Origin of the sequence: Streptococcus oralis (assembly GCF_026782345.1) — a bacterium.
GTDB lineage: Bacteria > Bacillota > Bacilli > Lactobacillales > Streptococcaceae > Streptococcus > Streptococcus oralis_CK.
This window is the reverse complement of the sequence record NZ_JAKUWI010000001.1, coordinates 377,871-395,060: the sequence shown is the minus strand read 5'-3', so window position 1 is coordinate 395,060 and position 17,190 is coordinate 377,871. Positions and strand designations below refer to the sequence as shown.

Sequence of the window (17,190 nt, the reverse complement as noted above, 5' to 3'; positions counted from 1 at the left end):
TCTATTCCTCATTGTTTAAATCAATTTTTTTAATATCATATAAATCCTCAGAGTAAAATGGTTTACCCGACTCAATTGGTAAAATATATTCAAAATTATCATCCTTTTCAAGCTGTTTATATTTTCCATTAACAACCGAAAAGTAGTCAGCATTTATGTTGTAATATCCATCTGGAAAGCTTGAAAAATCAATATCTCCTAGTTCCAATAGGTTGCTTTTGCTAAGTGTTAAATGCGAGCAAAGTGCTCCCTCCTTCATAAAGTCTTTAACAGAAAGAGTCGCATATCCTCTAAAAGCTTGTTTTTCTTTACTGAATGAATTTTGATTTTGAAGAGCCTTTTCTTTTATTAAAGGAGTTATCCTATATGAATTTGATATTTTAAAACCAGGGCTAGCTAATGGCTGTTCTTTATCATCAATAACTACTATATCATATCCTTTCTTTTGTATTGTACTTTCTACAGCTGATTTAAAATCATTCAGAACTGTCTGAGCTTCTTGGCTCGATGCAGAAAGCCTCAAGAATTCTTTAAAACCATAATTCTCATTAATGAAACTGACCTGTGTTAATTTTTGACGAATGTACTTAGCACCTACTTGGATAGTCATTCCATTATCCGATACATCAAAAATACTAATATCTGAAACGTTACTATCTATTTCTACTCTTTTAAGAGCAACATCATAATTCATTCCCCTAGAAGAATAAAACTCTTTTAATTGTTGAACTTTAGCATTATTTCTAAAGTGGGTTTGAATTGTATTTCCTATAAGTGGAGAAAAAATCCCAATCAAAAATAGAATAAGTAACTTACGACTTAATTTTGGATTATAGTCTTCCTTTTGATAAATCCAATCTAAATACGGAAATAAAAATAATGAAAAAATGAAACTCCAAAGGTCAATATCTTTTATAAAGTCAAAGGAAACAATCATTTTAAATCTTAGCAAAAATATCAGAAAAATTGCTAAAAAAATATTTCCAACCAATAGGAATGCAATGATGCGTTTCGATTCATTTTTTGCTTTTCGCACGTAAGATATACCCACCAGAAGATTAGCCAAAAAACTAATTCCATAACCGAATATAGTTGGAATCAATCCAAAAATAGCAAATAATAAATTATATCTTGAGTCAGTATCGCCTACGCCTTCAATATTTAAAAGACCATATAGGAGATTAAGAAAAAATACAACTAATGGTAAATAAGCAATATAAATTTCCGAGAATTTCAAAGATTTTTTCATAGGAACTCCTGTTTTTAAGGTAATCTCACTCGCCCTTCAGCGCTTCAAATTTCGCTTTCATAGTTGGATTTTTTCGGGTCAATTTTTTAACTGAAACATCTTCCAATTTGTTATTAGCGAGGCGGAGTTGGTTTTCGGATGTTGTTAGAAATTTCTTGACCTCTTCCATGCGTTTGATAGCCTTGTCGATTTCATCAATAGCTTTACCAAAGTTAGTTGAAGCTGAATTGTAGTTCTTGGCAAAGGCTAGTTTAAAGGCATCCAAATCTTCCTCAAAATGTGTAATATCGATATTTTGCTCCCGAATCAAGGCTAACTCCTGCTTGTATTTAAGGGAATTAAGCGCTGCATTTCGCAGGAGACCAATCAACTGGATGAAGAACTGGGGACGGACGACATACATCTTTTCATATTCGTGGCTGACATCCACGATACCCGTGTTGAAGTAGTCATTATCCGCCTCAAGCATAGTCACCAAAACGGCATATTCACAGTTCTTTTCCCGACGGTCCTTGTCCAATTCCTTATAGAAGTCCGAATTCTTATGCTTCTTCTCTGTTCCATCTGCTTCGTTTTTCATCTCAAACATGATGGAAATGAATTCTAGACCATTTTCATCAAAATCACGGAAGATAAAGTCCCCCTTAGAACCACGTGCAGAGACCTTGTTATCCTTCTCAAAGTAGGCATTTGGAAAGGCAAAACTGCGGACCTTATTGAACTCACTCTCCGCATACTGTTCCAGACTTTCCCCGATAGCTTTTGTAGATTGTTGGGCTTTGAAATTCTTGTAAAATTCGACTTGTTCACTTGCTGCTTTAAGCTGGGCTTCATAGTTTTGTTTAACAGAAGCCAAAGACAACTCATTTTCCTTTTCTTGCAAGAGGAGCTGATTTTTAACTTGATCCCGTTCTTTTTCTAGGTCAGAAAAGGTCTTTTGCAGTTGATTTTCATGCTCCAAACGCAAGGTAGCCAGTTGGTTTTCCAAGACCTGTACTTCCTTGTCTTTAGCCAATAAAGCCTCCTGACTTGTCTGTTCAACCTCTTTCTTAGCCAGTTCTTTCTCTGTATCAAAGTTTTGGATTTGACTCTGTAATTGTGCAATTTCTTGGTCTTTTTGAGCCAGTTTAGACTGTTGCTCATTCAAGGCCTTTTGCTCAGCCAAGGCCAGCTCCTGCTTCATGCGATCGTGTAATTCCTTATCAAACTCAGCTGTTCTCACTTGAGATAAAAGTTCGGCATACTGGCTCTCATTTACTGTAAAGACTTCCCCACAGTTGGGACATTTGATTTCGTTCATATCTTCCCTCTTTCTAGACTTCTGTAACCATTATATCATGCCTGAGGGAAAATCAAAAACAGCGAGTCGAAACCCACTGTTTATATCTGTTACTTTAAATTTTTTCCAAGGCCAAGCGCAAATCTTCAATCAAATCCTCTACATTTTCAAGACCGATAGACAAGCGTATTTGGTTTGGTGTGACACCTGCTGCTTCTAGATCTTTTTCTGACAACTGACCGTGAGTGGTTGTCGCGGGATGGACAACAAGAGATTTGGCATCTGCTACGTTTGCAAGGTCAGAGAAGATTTCCAAATTATCAATCACCTTGCGTGCTTCTTTCTCTCCACCTTTAACATGGAAGGTAAAGATTGAACCAACACCTTTTGGCAAATATTTCTCAGCCAAGGTATGATAAGGACTGTCAGCTAGTTTTGGATAGTTGACTTTTTCAACCTTAGGATGGTTAACAAGGAAATCAACGATTTTCTCTGCATTTTGCACATGACGTTCAACACGAAGAGAGAGAGTTTCAAGTCCTTGGAGCAAGAGAAAGGCATTAAATGGTGACAAGGCAGCACCTGTATCACGGAGCAATTGAACACGAACAGCGATAATAAAGGCTGCTGCACCCACATCACGAGTATAGCTCAAGTTGTGGTAACTTGGGTCTTCCTCAACAAATTGAGGGAACTTTCCTGAAGCCTCCCAGTCAAAACGACCACTATCGACAATCACTCCACCAATAGTCGTACCATGCCCACCGATAAACTTAGTTGCTGAGTGAATGGAAATATCTACACCGTGAGAGAAGACGTTAATCAAATATGGTGTGGCAAAGGTGTTGTCCGAAACGAGAGGAATCTGGTGTTTATGCGCAATCTCAGCCAATTTTTCCAAGTCAGGAATGTTAATCAAGGGATTCCCCAAGGTTTCAATCAAGACAAGCTTGGTATTGTCATTGATAGCTGCTTCTACTTCCTCCAAATTATCCACATCCACAAAGGTTGTTGTAATCCCATAACGAGGAAGGGTTTCTTTCAAGAGGTTGAAGGTCCCACCGTAAATAGTTGACGCAGCCACCACATGGTCACCTGCGTGAGCAAGCGCCAAAATAGTGTAGGTTACAGCAGCCATACCTGATGCTGTCGCTAGTGCTCCAACACCACCTTCAAGAGCAGCGATTCTTTCTTCAAAGGCTGCTGTTGTAGGATTTGTGATACGGGTATAGATATTCCCCGGTTTTCTCAAAGCAAACAAATCGGCACCTTCTTGCGTGTCATCAAAAACGAAGGATGTTGTTTGATAAATTGGTACTGCACGAGACTTGGTCGCTGGATCAACTACTTGCCCAGCATGTAATTGTAGGGTTTCAAATTTAAAATCACGAGTCATATGACGACCTCCAAATAGCTTCATTAGGGATATTGTATCATCTTGGGCTAGTCTTTTCCAATACCGTTTTTCTATATTTTGATATAAGGAACAACTATGACTAGTCTTACACATCAAACAAAAAAGCACGATTAATTCGTGCCCGTTTTTTAATCGACATAAGTATCTTCGTTTTTGTTGAGGAAAGCGTAAGGCAAGCCCATCAAGAGACCTCCTCCGGTAAAGTTCCCGACAAAGGTTACACCCCAGTGACGAAGAATATTAGGTATGTCAAAGTTAGCAATTGAGTCTGCTGCAACACTAAACTTAACAATCGCAAAAGAAGCAAAGTTCGCAGCAATGTGTTCGTTTGTTAAGAATACAAACATGTAAATTGCTGATAACACAAGCCAAAGTTTAGCCCCACCATCTTTCACCAAAACGAATGAAAGAATGGCAATGTTTACAAAGATATTGGCTAAAACACCTTCAAGCAAGACTAGCTCATTGGAACGACCTAACTTCATCTCTACAACCCCTGAAATGAAGCTATCATGTGTTAGATTTGCATAGGCTGCTGAGTGGGCAAAGCCCCAACCTGCTATCAAGGCTCCGATGAGATTGAACAAGGTACAGTAAAGTAAAATCTCAGCTGTTTTTCTCCATGAAATTTTTTTCAAGAAACTACCAGCTGTCAAAAACATCATATTTGAAGTTACCAGTTCAGCATTCAAGAAAACAATGTAGGCCAATCCCCAAGCAAAAACAAATGGGAAGAGAAAACGTCCACTACCAGGTGCGATTTTATTAATTAAGTCAGCCCCAACTGCACCCGCAGCTGTACTAAATGTTAGAAAAGCACCTGCAAACATAGAACGAATCGCATACTTAAACTTACTTTGGCCATAAAGACTTTCTTTCTTCTTGCAAGCAAATTCAATCTTTGAGATAAATTCTGAAGAAACCATAAAATACTCCTAAACTTTTATTTGTGAATATTATAACATAAAGCACGCATTTTGAAAAGCCTTTCTTGTATACGTTTTCTACAAAGAAAATCAAGGCATTGGAGGAATTCCATAAATCTCTCCTTTACCCATTAACAGAAAAACATTTCAATGTTTCAAATTGATCATCCAAAAATTCAAACTCAAATAGGTGCCAGTCATCGAAGGTTTGCTCACAATAACTAACTGTTCCTTGATTGTAGTCAATGATAGGTTTCCCCAGCTTGTTCTTCACATCTTCCTCGCTGACTTCTCCATACATTTCCTTAAGATCAGCTAGCATGAAGTTGATAATTCTATTGAGATTTTCCTGATAATTTTTTGATAACAGTTCAACTTTATCTATAAAGTCACAATCAGGCTCTTCGTCCCAAACAAAGATCACTCCCTCATACTCATAAGTGTATTGCTGTAAACTCTCATCAAAATTCATTGTTCACTCTCCAAATCATTATCATTTACTAAAAATTTAGTAACATTAATCAAAATGTTCAAATGATTTCATAAAAATGTCTTCCACACACGCGTATGATAAAATAACAACACTTGCAATGATTAGAAGATATCATCATAATGTTCACTCGCTTGTTGCACAAACTCGAAAATATTCAAAGATATGGGTTTCATTTCCAGTGAACCTAATGCCCCCAAATCATTCATATAAATAGTGTCGTCAGAATCTTTCTTTATAAAAAAAGCGACATCCCCATCTTTCCCAATCAGGAAAAAATCAGGTTCCCACTCTTCTATTTGGTAGGTGGAGTTTCTTTCTAGCAAATCTAACCTCGAATATAAGGTGATGCCTGTATTCTCTATTATCAACTCTCCTGCTTTGTCGATTTTACTCAAGAATTCTGCGTATAGGTTCGGAAGTGCCAAGTCAATCTGATTATTCATTCTCAACTCCTCATCTATTTTTCCTACTGCGAAAGTCCTATATCTCATCTTCACTTAGTTCTCTAAAATGTGAAATATGATATCCAGAATAAGACTTCCCAGATTTCCCTATGAAGATTCCGTGTCCAGCCATATTGGCAATTTCTCCCAAGAATATCATAGGAAGATCCTTGTCAAATGGAAAACTACTTGTTATGTCTTCTTTGAGCCTAACTAAATACTTTTCACTTAACTGACTCATTATCTATCCTCTCTTATGCCAAGCATTCTTCGGTTTCTTACGATAAATCTTTCAACCTACTGACCAATTTCCTTTCACATTGAAAAGATACCATTAAAGTTGAATGATCATCTTACAAGCATCATACATTATCAAGTTTTATAGTTTTCGATTTCTTCTCTACTCATTCCTACAAGTTCTGTCGTCCACAAGCCCACAATGTCCGACAAAACTGAATCACAGGTATATTCTTCTTCACCGTCTATATACTTACAGGAAAATACAGGCTTCCTTGTCGCCGCTTGATAAAATGTCATGGCTACTTCTTCTAGTTTTTTAGGATTGAAATCAAGTGATAGTTTTTGCGCCATATTTCTTCGTACTTGATCCCAATTCTCCTGCTTAGCCTGATAACTTTCTCGTATTTTAGACACATAGCCCCTACAAAATGCTTTCAATAAGTCTGTGTTCTGATAAAGATACTGACAGCTAAAATCCGAAATACAACCTGCGTGCAGTAGGAATGTTAGCAAGTCATCCAGACTTTCTGCTACTCTGCCCACTTGGCCCTCACTTCCGATAAAGCCTATGCTGTCATCTTCAAGAAAAACATATTCTCCCCCACTACCGTCTTGAGCAAATGCCTTACAGGCAAGAGAGTATTCCTCATTGTTCCCTGAAAACTGAACTTCACTTATCTTGTCATAAAAATAAATATCACATTCAGTCATCAGTAAGGTCCTTAACTGTTCATTTTCTCTGACTTCTTGTAGCTTATCCATGATCATTCCTTTCTTAAGCTAAACACTTATCCATCTATTACAATTCTAATATGGTAGTTTTTAGTTTCATTCTTTAGATTCTTCACAAGGAGATCATTCTGTTTTGATTGTCCTAAGAAAAAACTGACAGCTTTTCCATCTTTTCTTTCGATAAACAAATGATAACTTGCCCCATTCAATTTGACACTTCGAATATATTTGACTTCAATCCTTCTGATGTTATTCAGCGGAATGATTCTCTTCACAAATACAAAAGCATTGTGAATATAAAATCTCCCATTGGCAATGTGAAACGGGGCAAAAAAATTACCACCACTACGACGGACAATTATAAAACGTCGCCAAAAGATTAGTAACAGAATAGAGGCTAATAAGTAAAAGGCAAAACTAAAGACAGGACTTTCCCACATCGTTTTCATTCCAAACAAAAAATATTCGAACATGCATCATTCTCCTTTGACTGATGTCTCAATTTGACAAAAAACCAGTGAAATTGCTTCTTCACTGGTTTTTGAGGTTAATAACGTTGTCTATACGGTTGATTAAAGGCCTTCAAAATATCCTCAGAAGTCTCTGAATAAGCTTTTGATTCTTTAAAAATCCCCTTAACAATTATACGCTCTGTCGCATTATAGTCCACACAGGTCACTAATGTGATTTCTTTGATACCATCACGATCTTCGATTTCATCTACTCGGTCCGGAGTAACGTGTTTAACTTCCGTAATCTCATAAGTATAAACCTTATCCTTATCAGTCAGGTAAATTTTCATACCCGCTTTAGCGTTAACTAAAGGTGAGAAGAGCATTTGACTGGCATTTTCAGCAGTAAAGATATGGTGACTCGCTAGAGAATAGTTGCCCTCTCCCATTTTTTGGTCTGGTTTCATGGTTCCTGCTCCATAGAACAAGTTTACATTATCCAACCCTTTGAAAATCGGCAAGTTAATCTCCACTTCGGGAATAGCAATTCCTCCAATAACGGGAAGCTTCTGAGCGTCCCACTGAGCGGCTAGAACTGCTTCAGATGAAATAGATTTAACCGAATCAAAATCAAAATTTCCTTCCGTTTTGAGATTTTCATCTATATTTTCTTTAGTAACCTGATTGACTTGGTATTTATTGGTATTCCATACCATAAAGAGATCTCGAATCTTTGAATTAAAAATCAAAGCTAAGGATAAAAGAATTAAGAAAACCGCTAAAATATTGAGAAATAGATTCCTACGCTTATTCTTCTTACTTTTCGTTTTTTTATGAGACATTATGCTTTACCTTCTGTTTCGTTTTCAGTCCCAACTTCTTCTTTTTCTGCCGCATCAACCGTTGTAAAGGTCACAATCTTGGCATCCTGGTCTAGACGCATCACCTTAACTCCCATAGTTGAGCGTCCTGTTTGTGAAATATTGGCAACGTTTGTACGGATCATAACACCTGTATCCGTGATAATCATCAGGTCTTCATCTCCTTTAACAGTGAGGAGACCTGCAAGAGGTCCATTCTTCTCAGCAACATTGGCTGTCTTCATCCCTTTACCACCACGACCTTTTGTTGGATATTCAGTTGCAAGAGTACGTTTACCATAACCTTTTTCAGTGATGATAAGGACCTCGTCCTGGTCAGTGATGACACTAGCACCAACTACAGTATCTCCTTCACGAAGGTTAACTCCTCGAACCCCTGTCGCGATACGGCTCATACCACGAACGGCTGATTGATTAAAGCGAACGGCATAACCAAATTTGGTACCAATGATGATATCTGTGTCTTCTTCTGTCAGCAAGACGTTAATCAGTTCATCCTCATCCTTTAGATTCAAAGCCTTAAGTCCATTTTGACGAATATTAGCAAATTCTTTAACACTGGTTCGCTTCACGATACCGTGACGGGTTGTGAAGAAGAGATAAGCATCATCACTACGTTCAGATTTAACATTAATGATGGTCTGTATGCTCTCCCCTTCATCCAGCTTCAAAAGATTGACAACCGGCAATCCCTTGGCTGTGCGACCGTATTCAGGAATTTCATAACCTTTTAATCGGTATACACGGCCCTTATTGGTAAAGAAGAGTAAATGATCATGGGTGCTAGTTGAAACCAACTCACGCACAAAGTCATCATCCTTAACTCCCGTACCTTGGACCCCACGACCACCACGTTTTTGAGCAGTGAATTCGCCTTGGTCCAAACGTTTGATATAGCCCTTGTTAGAAAGAGTGATTAAGACATCTGACTCCTCAATCAAGTCTTCGTCTTCAAGAGTTAAGACTTCTCCAACCATTAACTCGGTACGACGTTTGTCACCAAATTTACGTTTTACTTCATCCAATTCATCTTTTATGATTTGTGCCACACGTTCTGGTTTAGCAAGAATATCAGCCAAATCTGCAATCAAGGCAATCAATTCATCATATTCAGACTGAATCTTATCGCGTTCCAATCCGGTCAAGCGGCGAAGACGCATATCAAGGATAGCCTGACTTTGACGTTCAGAAAGTTTGAACTTGCTCATCAACTCAGCTTGTGCTTCGGCATCCGTTTCACTAGCACGGATGATACGAATCACTTCGTCGATATGGTCTAGCGCGATTAAAAGGCCTTCTAAGATGTGCGCACGCGCTTCTGCCTTTTCCTTGTCAAAACGGGTACGACGAACAACCACTTCTTTTTGGTGTTCAATATAAGCATCCAAAATTTGGCGAAGAGATAAGATTTTTGGTACGCCATTTTGAATAGCAAGCATATTGAAACCAAAGTTAGTTTGCATCTGCGTCATCTTGAAGAGGTTATTGAGGATAACATTTGCAGAAGCATCACGCTTCACTTCGATAATGAAACGAACCCCTTCACGGTTGGATTCATCACGTACAGCTGTAATGCCCTCAATTCGTTTTTCTTGCGCCAAACGAACGATATGCTCATGGACCTTGGTTTTATTGACCATATAAGGAAATTCTGTTACCACGATGCGCTCACGCCCTGTCTTAGTCGTCTCAATCTCTGTTCGAGAACGGAGAACAATAGAACCCTTACCAGTCTCATAAGCCTTATGAATACCTGATTTCCCCATGACAAGGGCACCAGTTGGAAAATCTGGACCAGGTAAAACTTCCATCAAATCCCTAGTGGTTACTTCAGGATTGTCCATAACCAACTTCACCGCATCAATGGTTTCACCCAAGTTGTGAGGTGGGATATTAGTTGCCATCCCAACAGCGATACCCGTTGCCCCATTGACCAAAAGGTTTGGAAAACGAGCCGGCAAGACCAAGGGTTCTCGCTCATTGGCATCGTAGTTGTCTACGAAATCAACTGTGTTTTTATTGATGTCACGAAGCATTTCAAGAGCAATCTTGCTCATACGTGCTTCTGTGTAACGCTGTGCGGCGGCACCATCCCCGTCCATGGAACCAAAGTTTCCATGTCCATCGACAAGCATGTAACGGTAGCTCCACCACTGAGCCATACGAACCATGGCTTCATAAATAGATGAATCCCCGTGTGGGTGGTATTTACCCATAACATCCCCTGTAATACGGGCTGATTTTTTATGAGGTTTGTCTGGTGTAACACCTAGTTCATTCATTCCGTAAAGAATACGGCGGTGAACAGGTTTTAAACCGTCTCGAACATCAGGAAGAGCCCGCGCAACGATAACACTCATGGCGTAATCGATAAAGCTGGTCTTCATCTCCTTTGTCAGATTGACATTCACTAAATTTCTATCCTGCATTAATAAATGCCTCATTTCACTATTAGTAATTAGATATATTATACCATAATTTGTCCTTCATTTCAGTCTTTGAAAACCACTAAAACGTTTACATCGATAACCGAATAGAATATTCGTGACAAAGCTTTTTAAAAGTGATAGAATGAAAGTGTCTGGGGATTCCCCTAAAAAAAAATGAAGGAGATGTTTAGATAATGACTTCAACTAAACAACACAAAAAAGTGATCCTTGTTGGTGACGGTGCCGTAGGTTCATCTTACGCTTTCGCACTTGTTAACCAAGGAATTGCACAAGAGCTTGGAATTATCGAAATTCCACAATTGCACGAAAAAGCTGTTGGTGATGCGCTTGACCTTAGCCACGCCCTTGCCTTCACTTCACCTAAAAAAATCTATGCTGCTCAATACTCTGACTGTGCAGACGCTGACCTTGTTGTTATCACTGCAGGTGCTCCTCAAAAACCAGGTGAAACTCGTCTTGACCTTGTAGGTAAAAACTTGGCTATCAACAAATCAATCGTAACACAAGTTGTTGAATCAGGTTTCGATGGTATCTTCCTTGTTGCAGCTAACCCAGTTGACGTTTTGACTTACTCAACTTGGAAATTCTCTGGATTCCCTAAAGAACGTGTTATCGGTTCAGGTACTTCACTTGACTCAGCACGTTTCCGTCAAGCACTTGCTGAAAAATTGGATGTCGATGCTCGTTCCGTTCACGCCTACATCATGGGCGAACACGGAGATTCTGAGTTTGCGGTTTGGTCACACGCTAACATCGCTGGTGTAAACCTTGAAGAATTCCTTAAAGATACTCAAAACGTTCAAGAAGCTGAATTGATTGAATTGTTCGAAGGTGTTCGTGACGCTGCTTACACAATCATTAACAAAAAAGGAGCTACATACTACGGTATCGCAGTAGCACTTGCTCGTATCACAAAAGCAATCCTTGATGACGAAAATGCAGTACTTCCACTTTCAGTCTTCCAAGAAGGTCAATACGGTGTTAAAAACGTCTTTATCGGTCAACCAGCTGTTGTTGGTGCACACGGTATTGTTCGTCCAGTAAATATCCCATTGAACGACGCTGAAACTCAAAAAATGCAAGCATCTGCCAAAGAATTGCAAGCTATCATTGATGAAGCATGGAAAAACCCTGAATTCCAAGCAGCTTCTAAAAACTAATGAAAAGAAGGTTCCCAAACATGGGAACCTTTTTTCTTTTACTGTAAAGGCTTAAAACCTATTTTTCAAAAGACTACTTATCTCAGAAGTTATATATCATATCAAAGACTCAGTTGAAAAACACCTAAATTTATACATATATAACTAAAGAAATGAAATCAACAGTGGTAGATATCATGAAGGAATATTCGTCTTTGGCCCCTTTTTGCCCCCTATACACAAAAAAAGCCTATTGACCAAGCTAGAAAGCTTGATACAATAGGCTTTTTGAAAATTCATTATTTAACAGCGTCTTTAAGAGCTTTACCAGCTTTGAATGCTGGAACTTTAGAAGCTGCGATTTCGATTTCTTTACCAGTTTGTGGGTTGCGACCTTTACGTGCAGCACGCTCACGAACTTCAAAGTTACCGAAACCGATCAATTGAACTTTTTCACCAGCTGCAAGGTATTCAGTTACTGCTGCAAATACAGCGTCAACTGCTGCTGCTGAATCTTTCTTAGTCAATTCTGTAGCTTCTGCTACTTTAGCGATCAAATCTTGTTTGTTTGCCATGTTAACAAATCCTCCAAATAATTTCTGATTAACAAATATAATCATATCCTAAAATTGCCCATAGGTCAAGTCAAAAGCGCCATTTCAAACATTTTTCTCTATTTTTTTAGGAATTATAGCGGATTAGAATTGCCCAAGCATTCTCTCCAGTATGAGTTTGAATAATAGAGCCAGTTTCCAGTACAGAGATTGGTTTCTCAACATAGGCTTGCAATAAACTCTTCATCTCATTTGCCCATTCATTCGTTCCAGCATAGGAAATTCCAATTTCTGCAACTGATTTTTGGGAAAGAGTATTGGTTAATTCCTCAAGCCACTTTTTGAAAGTTTTCGCTCCACGTCCTTTGACGATTGGTTGAAGTTCGTGGTTTTTCATCTGCATCACTACACGAATATTTAATAGTGAGCTTAATAGTCCCGTCACACGTCCAATACGCCCACCTTTCACTAGGTTTTCTAGAGTCGAAACACCGATATAAAGCTCTGTGTGATTCTTCACTTCTTCTATATGTGCTAGAATAGTTTCTAAATCTTTACCCTCTTTAGCAAGTTTTGCAGCTTCAACAACTTGAAACTTCATAGCCTGATCTGTAAAGGAACTATCAATAACAGTCACATCAGAACTTGAGAGACTCGCGCCTTGGCGAGCAGCTTCAACCGTTCCAGACAAGGCATGAGACATATGAATAGCAACAACCTGACTGCCATCTTTTCCCAGCTCTTCAAAGACTTCAGCAAACACTCCTACTGGAGGTTGACTCGTTTTAGGGAGATTCTTGCTTTGTTGCATGAGATGAAGGAATTCCCCCTCTTTTAGATCAGCATCTGAGTAGAGTACGCCATCAATCATAACTGATAAGGGGACAATAGTGATATTTAATTCTTTAACTACTTCTGGTTCGATAGTAACAGAAGAGTCCGTTACAATTTTTACTTGTGTCATAAGTTCAATCTTTCTATTCTTCTCAATAGGATTGGGATTTTTCACTCTTATTATATCAAAAAAATGATAAAAAATCATAAGTAATCCAATTAAAAAAACTGAATTTTTGGTATAATCTATCTATAGAAAAGCGAGGAACAGCTATGATTCGAAAAGTTCAACCGATTATTACGATTATATTTGGAGCAGCTATCTATGCCTTTGGTCTCACCTACTTTGTCGTTCCTTATCATCTATTTGAGGGAGGGGCGACAGGTATCACCTTGATTACCTACTATCTTTTTAAAATCCCTGTCTCATTGATGAATCTCTTAATCAATATTCCTTTATTTATTTTGGCTTGGAAGATATTTGGTTCCAAGACCCTCTACTCCAGCCTTCTGGGTTCTATTTCTCTCTCTATTTGGCTCGCAATCTTTGAGCGTATCCCCTTGCAGTTTGATTTACAAGGTGACCTCATCATCGTTGCTTTAGTCTCAGGGGTTTTACTGGGAGTTGGTTTAGGAATTATCTTTAATGCTGGTGGAACCACTGGTGGTTCTGATATCGTTGCCCGTATCCTCAACAAGTACACCAATCTTTCGATTGGGAAATTGCTTTTTGGAATTGACTTTTTCATTTTAATGTTAATTCTGCTTATTTTCCAAGATCTCCGTCTTGTGACCTATACTCTCTTGTTTGACTTCATCATCGCTCGCGTTATTGACCTGATTGGCGAAGGGGGATACGCTGGTAAAGGATTTATGATTATTACTCAATATCCTGACCAACTGGCTGATAAGATTAATGAGGAGCTTGGACGTGGTGTAACCTTTATATCTGGTCAAGGTTATTACAGTAAGAAAGATTTAAAAATTATTTACTGTATCGTCGGTCGGAACGAAATCGTCAAAATGAAGGATATGATTCACCAAGTCGATCCTCAAGCCTTTATCACCATCACAGAGGCCCATGAAATTCTGGGTGAAGGCTTTACTTATGTGAAAGATTAAAAAGCTGGGATTTCCCAGCTTTTATTTTTCTTCTGCGAGAGTTGAATGGCGGAACCCATAAGTAAAGTAAATGACTAGACCAACTACAAGAGCAATGCCAAAGGCAATCCAGGTATCTAGACTATATTGAAGCATAAAGGAAACACAGATAAGGATGGAAAGGATTGGCAAAAGTGGTACCAAAGGAGTTTTAAACTCTCCTTTTTTGGGCATACCCTTATCTTTTCTGAGTTTTATTATTCCGTAGGCTAGTAAAATGAGATAAGCTAAGGTACAGATATTTAAGAAGGCTGCAATACTGGCTAGAGGAAACACTCCGGCAGCAAGGGCTGAAACAACTCCTGTTAAGATGGTTGCATTTTTAGGAACGCGACTAGTCTTGCTTAATCGTTTAAAACTTTGAGGTAAAAGTCCATCACGTGCTAAGCTATAAATCATTCGAGACAAAGCATAAGTCATGGAAATACATACCGTTATCAGGGTGAGAATGGCTACAAGCGAAACATAGTTGGCTGCCCAACCGATACCAATACTCCGTAATGAAAATGCTACTGCATCGTCCACATTGAGCTTACTATAGTGAACAATCCCTGTCAATACTAAGGTCACCAAAGCATAGAGAATAGTGACGATTGTCAGAGAAAGGACAATTCCGCGAGGAATATTTTTTTGCGGGCTTTGAATTTCATCAACTGCCATGGAAATAGACTCAAATCCGAGAAATCCAAAGAACATCAAAGATGCACCTGCCATAATCCCAGTGCTTCCTCCATAAATCTGGCCAAAGCCAAAAGGAGCAAAATTCGACCAATTTTCAGGTTTGATGTACCAAATACCAACTAGGATAAATAAGGCTAGAGCAGAAAATTTCAAGATTACTAGAAGCGAATTAAAGCGCAAGGCTGCCTTAGAATTTAATAAAACCAATCCTGTTACCAAGGTCAGCACTAAAATAGGCAGAAAATCGATATAGGTCCCCTGTTCAGGATTAAAGGTACCATTCAAGGCTTGGGGCATGGAGATACCATAATCACTGAGCAATCCCTTAAAGTAAGCTGCCCAGCCAGACGCCACACCTGAAACAGCCGTCATGAATTCCATGATGGTCAACCAGCCAGCAATCCAGGCTGGCAATTCTCCCAAAATCGCATAGAGATAACTATAAGCACCCCCAGTTGCGGGTACACGAGAGGCAAATTCTGCAAAAAAGAGAGCTGATAGAGAAACACACAGGGCAGAAATCACGATAGAAACCACTAGTGATGGACCAGCAAGTGTTGCTGCCGCCGTACCTGTAATGGTGAAAATCCCTGTCCCCACCATGGCACCAATTCCCAATAGAATCAAATCCCACAATTTCAAATGGCGACGCATCTCTGTCTGTCTCAGACTAACATCCTTGGTTCTAAAAATATTCATACTTCATCTCCACTAAATATAGTTGTTTTATTTTACCATATAAAAGCATTTTTGTGAATATTTATTAGGTCCTTTTTGAAAAAAATCTGAACAGGAACTCTTCCTGTTCAGATTTTGCATATTCTTACCCGACTGAACCTTCCATTTCATAGCTGATCAAGCGGTTGAGCTCAACTGCGTATTCCATTGGAAGTTCTTTTGTGAAGGGTTCCACAAATCCCATGACAATCATCTCGGTTGCCTCAGATTCTGACAATCCACGGCTCATGAGATAATACAATTGTTCTTCTGAAATCTTAGAAACCTTGGCTTCGTGTTCCAATGCGACTTGCGAGTTATGAATTTCATTAAATGGAATAGTATCTGATGCTGACAAGTCATCCATGATAATGGTGTCACACTCGATGTGAGAGACAGATTTCTTAGAGTTCTTATTAAAGGTTACTTGTCCACGGTAGTCCACCTTTCCTCCGCCTTTAGCGATGGATTTAGACACAATAGACGAGCTGGTATGTGGAGCATTGTGGATCATCTTAGCACCTGTGTCTTGGTGTTGCCCTGCATTGGCAAAGGCGATAGAGAGCATGGTACCACGCGCTCCTTCTCCATCAAGATAAACAGATGGGTATTTCATGGTCGTCTTAGCACCCAAGTTTCCATCGATCCACTCAACAGTCGCATTTTTCAAAGCTTTAGCACGTTTGGTTACCAAGTTGTAGACGTTATCAGACCAGTTTTGGATGGTCGTATAACGCATGTAAGCTCCATCCAAAGCGAAGATTTCTACGATGGCAGCGTGCAAGCTGTTACTTGAATAAGTCGGTGCTGTACAGCCTTCTACGTAGTGGACACTTGCTCCCTCATCAACGATAATCAAGGTACGCTCAAACTGACCTGTATTCTCGTTGTTGATACGAAAGTAAGTTTGGAGTGGGATATCTACCTTGACCCCTTTTGGTACGTAGATAAAGGTTCCACCAGACCATACTGCTGAGTTGAGGGCGGCCAACTTGTTATCTGTTGGCGGAACCAACTTGGCAAAGTATTGTTTAAACAAGTCTGGGTATTCCTTGAGGGCAGAATCTGTATCTGTAAAGATAATTCCTAACTTCTCAAACTCTTCCTTCATGTTGTGGTATACCACTTCTGACTCGTACTGGGCAGAGGCTCCTGCTAGATAGGCACGTTCAGCTTCCGGAATTCCGATGCGTTCAAAAGTTTCTTTAATCTTTTCAGGTACATCATCCCATGAACGAGCCGGTTTGTCAGATGGTTTTTGGTAGTAGATCAAATCATCAAAGTCAATCTCTGACAAGTCTGCTCCCCAAGTTTGCATAGGCATTTTCTTGAAGGTTTCATAAGACTTCAAACGGAACTCCAACATCCACTCAGGCTCACCCTTGGCAGCAGATAATTCACGAATAACACCTTCGTTGAGTCCTTTTCCTGTCGATAGGACAGGCTCTACATCATCATGGAAACCAAATTTATATTCACCAAGGTCAATTGGTTTTGGTTCTACTCTTTCTTCAGCCATAATATCCTTTCTTTCTTCATTTC

Annotated in this window: 17 protein-coding genes; 2 read left to right on the top strand and 15 right to left on the bottom strand. The window is 39.2% G+C overall.

Features of this window, described 5'->3' with window-relative positions:
• Position 1: 1 nt before the first annotated feature.
• From MK405_RS01960 to gyrA, 11 genes are all read right to left on the bottom strand, one after another.
• Entirely contained in the window at positions 2–1,249 is a 1,248-nt protein-coding gene (locus MK405_RS01960) for a glutamyl-tRNA amidotransferase (RefSeq protein WP_268704162.1), read from the bottom strand.
• Positions 1,250–1,274: 25 nt separating this feature from the next.
• On the bottom strand, positions 1,275–2,549 hold the full coding sequence (locus MK405_RS01955; RefSeq protein WP_268704161.1) for a DUF2130 domain-containing protein: 1,275 nt from the start codon (positions 2,547–2,549) through the stop codon (positions 1,275–1,277).
• A 94-nt stretch (positions 2,550–2,643) separates the two neighbouring features.
• Positions 2,644–3,924, bottom strand: a complete 1,281-nt coding sequence (locus tag MK405_RS01950) for an O-acetylhomoserine aminocarboxypropyltransferase/cysteine synthase family protein (protein WP_268704160.1) — start codon at positions 3,922–3,924, stop codon at positions 2,644–2,646.
• Positions 3,925–4,073: 149 nt separating this feature from the next.
• Positions 4,074–4,871: a formate/nitrite transporter family protein gene (locus tag MK405_RS01945; protein WP_268704159.1), complete on the bottom strand. Its 798-nt coding sequence runs from the start codon at positions 4,869–4,871 to the stop codon at positions 4,074–4,076.
• A 124-nt stretch (positions 4,872–4,995) separates the two neighbouring features.
• Positions 4,996–5,343 carry a hypothetical protein gene (locus MK405_RS01940; protein ID WP_268704158.1) on the bottom strand — a complete coding sequence of 116 codons (348 nt, stop codon included), beginning with the start codon at positions 5,341–5,343 and terminating at the stop codon, positions 4,996–4,998.
• Between the two features lie 122 nt (positions 5,344–5,465).
• Positions 5,466–5,807, bottom strand: coding sequence for a hypothetical protein (locus MK405_RS01935; protein ID WP_268704157.1), 342 nt, complete (start codon positions 5,805–5,807; stop codon positions 5,466–5,468).
• Between the two features lie 37 nt (positions 5,808–5,844).
• A complete protein-coding gene (locus MK405_RS01930; protein ID WP_268704156.1) occupies positions 5,845–6,048 on the bottom strand; it encodes a hypothetical protein in 204 nt (67 codons plus the stop codon).
• A gap of 131 nt (positions 6,049–6,179) precedes the next feature.
• Entirely contained in the window at positions 6,180–6,809 is a 630-nt protein-coding gene (locus MK405_RS01925) for a hypothetical protein (RefSeq protein WP_268704155.1), read from the bottom strand.
• Between the two features lie 26 nt (positions 6,810–6,835).
• Positions 6,836–7,252, bottom strand: coding sequence for a hypothetical protein (locus MK405_RS01920; protein WP_268704154.1), 417 nt, complete (start codon positions 7,250–7,252; stop codon positions 6,836–6,838).
• 74 nt (positions 7,253–7,326) lie between these two features.
• On the bottom strand, positions 7,327–8,073 hold the full coding sequence (locus MK405_RS01915; RefSeq protein ID WP_000018512.1) for a class A sortase: 747 nt from the start codon (positions 8,071–8,073) through the stop codon (positions 7,327–7,329).
• Positions 8,073–10,541 carry a DNA gyrase subunit A gene (gyrA, locus tag MK405_RS01910; RefSeq protein ID WP_001154055.1) on the bottom strand — a complete coding sequence of 823 codons (2,469 nt, stop codon included), beginning with the start codon at positions 10,539–10,541 and terminating at the stop codon, positions 8,073–8,075. The genes MK405_RS01915 and gyrA overlap by 1 nt, the downstream gene beginning before the upstream one ends.
• A 194-nt stretch (positions 10,542–10,735) precedes the next feature.
• Between gyrA and MK405_RS01905 the strand changes: the two genes are divergently transcribed.
• Positions 10,736–11,722, top strand: coding sequence for an L-lactate dehydrogenase (locus tag MK405_RS01905; protein ID WP_000204722.1), 987 nt, complete (start codon positions 10,736–10,738; stop codon positions 11,720–11,722).
• 278 nt (positions 11,723–12,000) lie between these two features.
• Here the strand turns inward: MK405_RS01905 and MK405_RS01900 are convergent, their stop codons facing one another.
• Positions 12,001–12,276 (bottom strand): HU family DNA-binding protein, encoded by a 276-nt coding sequence (locus tag MK405_RS01900; protein ID WP_001284635.1) that lies wholly within the window; start codon positions 12,274–12,276, stop codon positions 12,001–12,003.
• A gap of 106 nt (positions 12,277–12,382) precedes the next feature.
• On the bottom strand, positions 12,383–13,219 hold the full coding sequence (locus tag MK405_RS01895; RefSeq protein WP_033584840.1) for a DegV family protein: 837 nt from the start codon (positions 13,217–13,219) through the stop codon (positions 12,383–12,385).
• 143 nt (positions 13,220–13,362) lie between these two features.
• Between MK405_RS01895 and MK405_RS01890 the strand changes: the two genes are divergently transcribed.
• Positions 13,363–14,211 carry a YitT family protein gene (locus MK405_RS01890; protein ID WP_000619963.1) on the top strand — a complete coding sequence of 283 codons (849 nt, stop codon included), beginning with the start codon at positions 13,363–13,365 and terminating at the stop codon, positions 14,209–14,211.
• Positions 14,212–14,232: 21 nt separating this feature from the next.
• Here MK405_RS01890 and MK405_RS01885 read toward each other — a convergent pair whose 3' ends face one another.
• Both MK405_RS01885 and sufB read right to left on the bottom strand, forming a co-directional pair.
• Positions 14,233–15,630 (bottom strand): APC family permease, encoded by a 1,398-nt coding sequence (locus MK405_RS01885; protein ID WP_268704153.1) that lies wholly within the window; start codon positions 15,628–15,630, stop codon positions 14,233–14,235.
• 124 nt (positions 15,631–15,754) lie between these two features.
• Entirely contained in the window at positions 15,755–17,167 is a 1,413-nt protein-coding gene (gene sufB / locus MK405_RS01880) for a Fe-S cluster assembly protein SufB (protein ID WP_268704152.1), read from the bottom strand.
• Positions 17,168–17,190 lie beyond the last annotated feature (23 nt).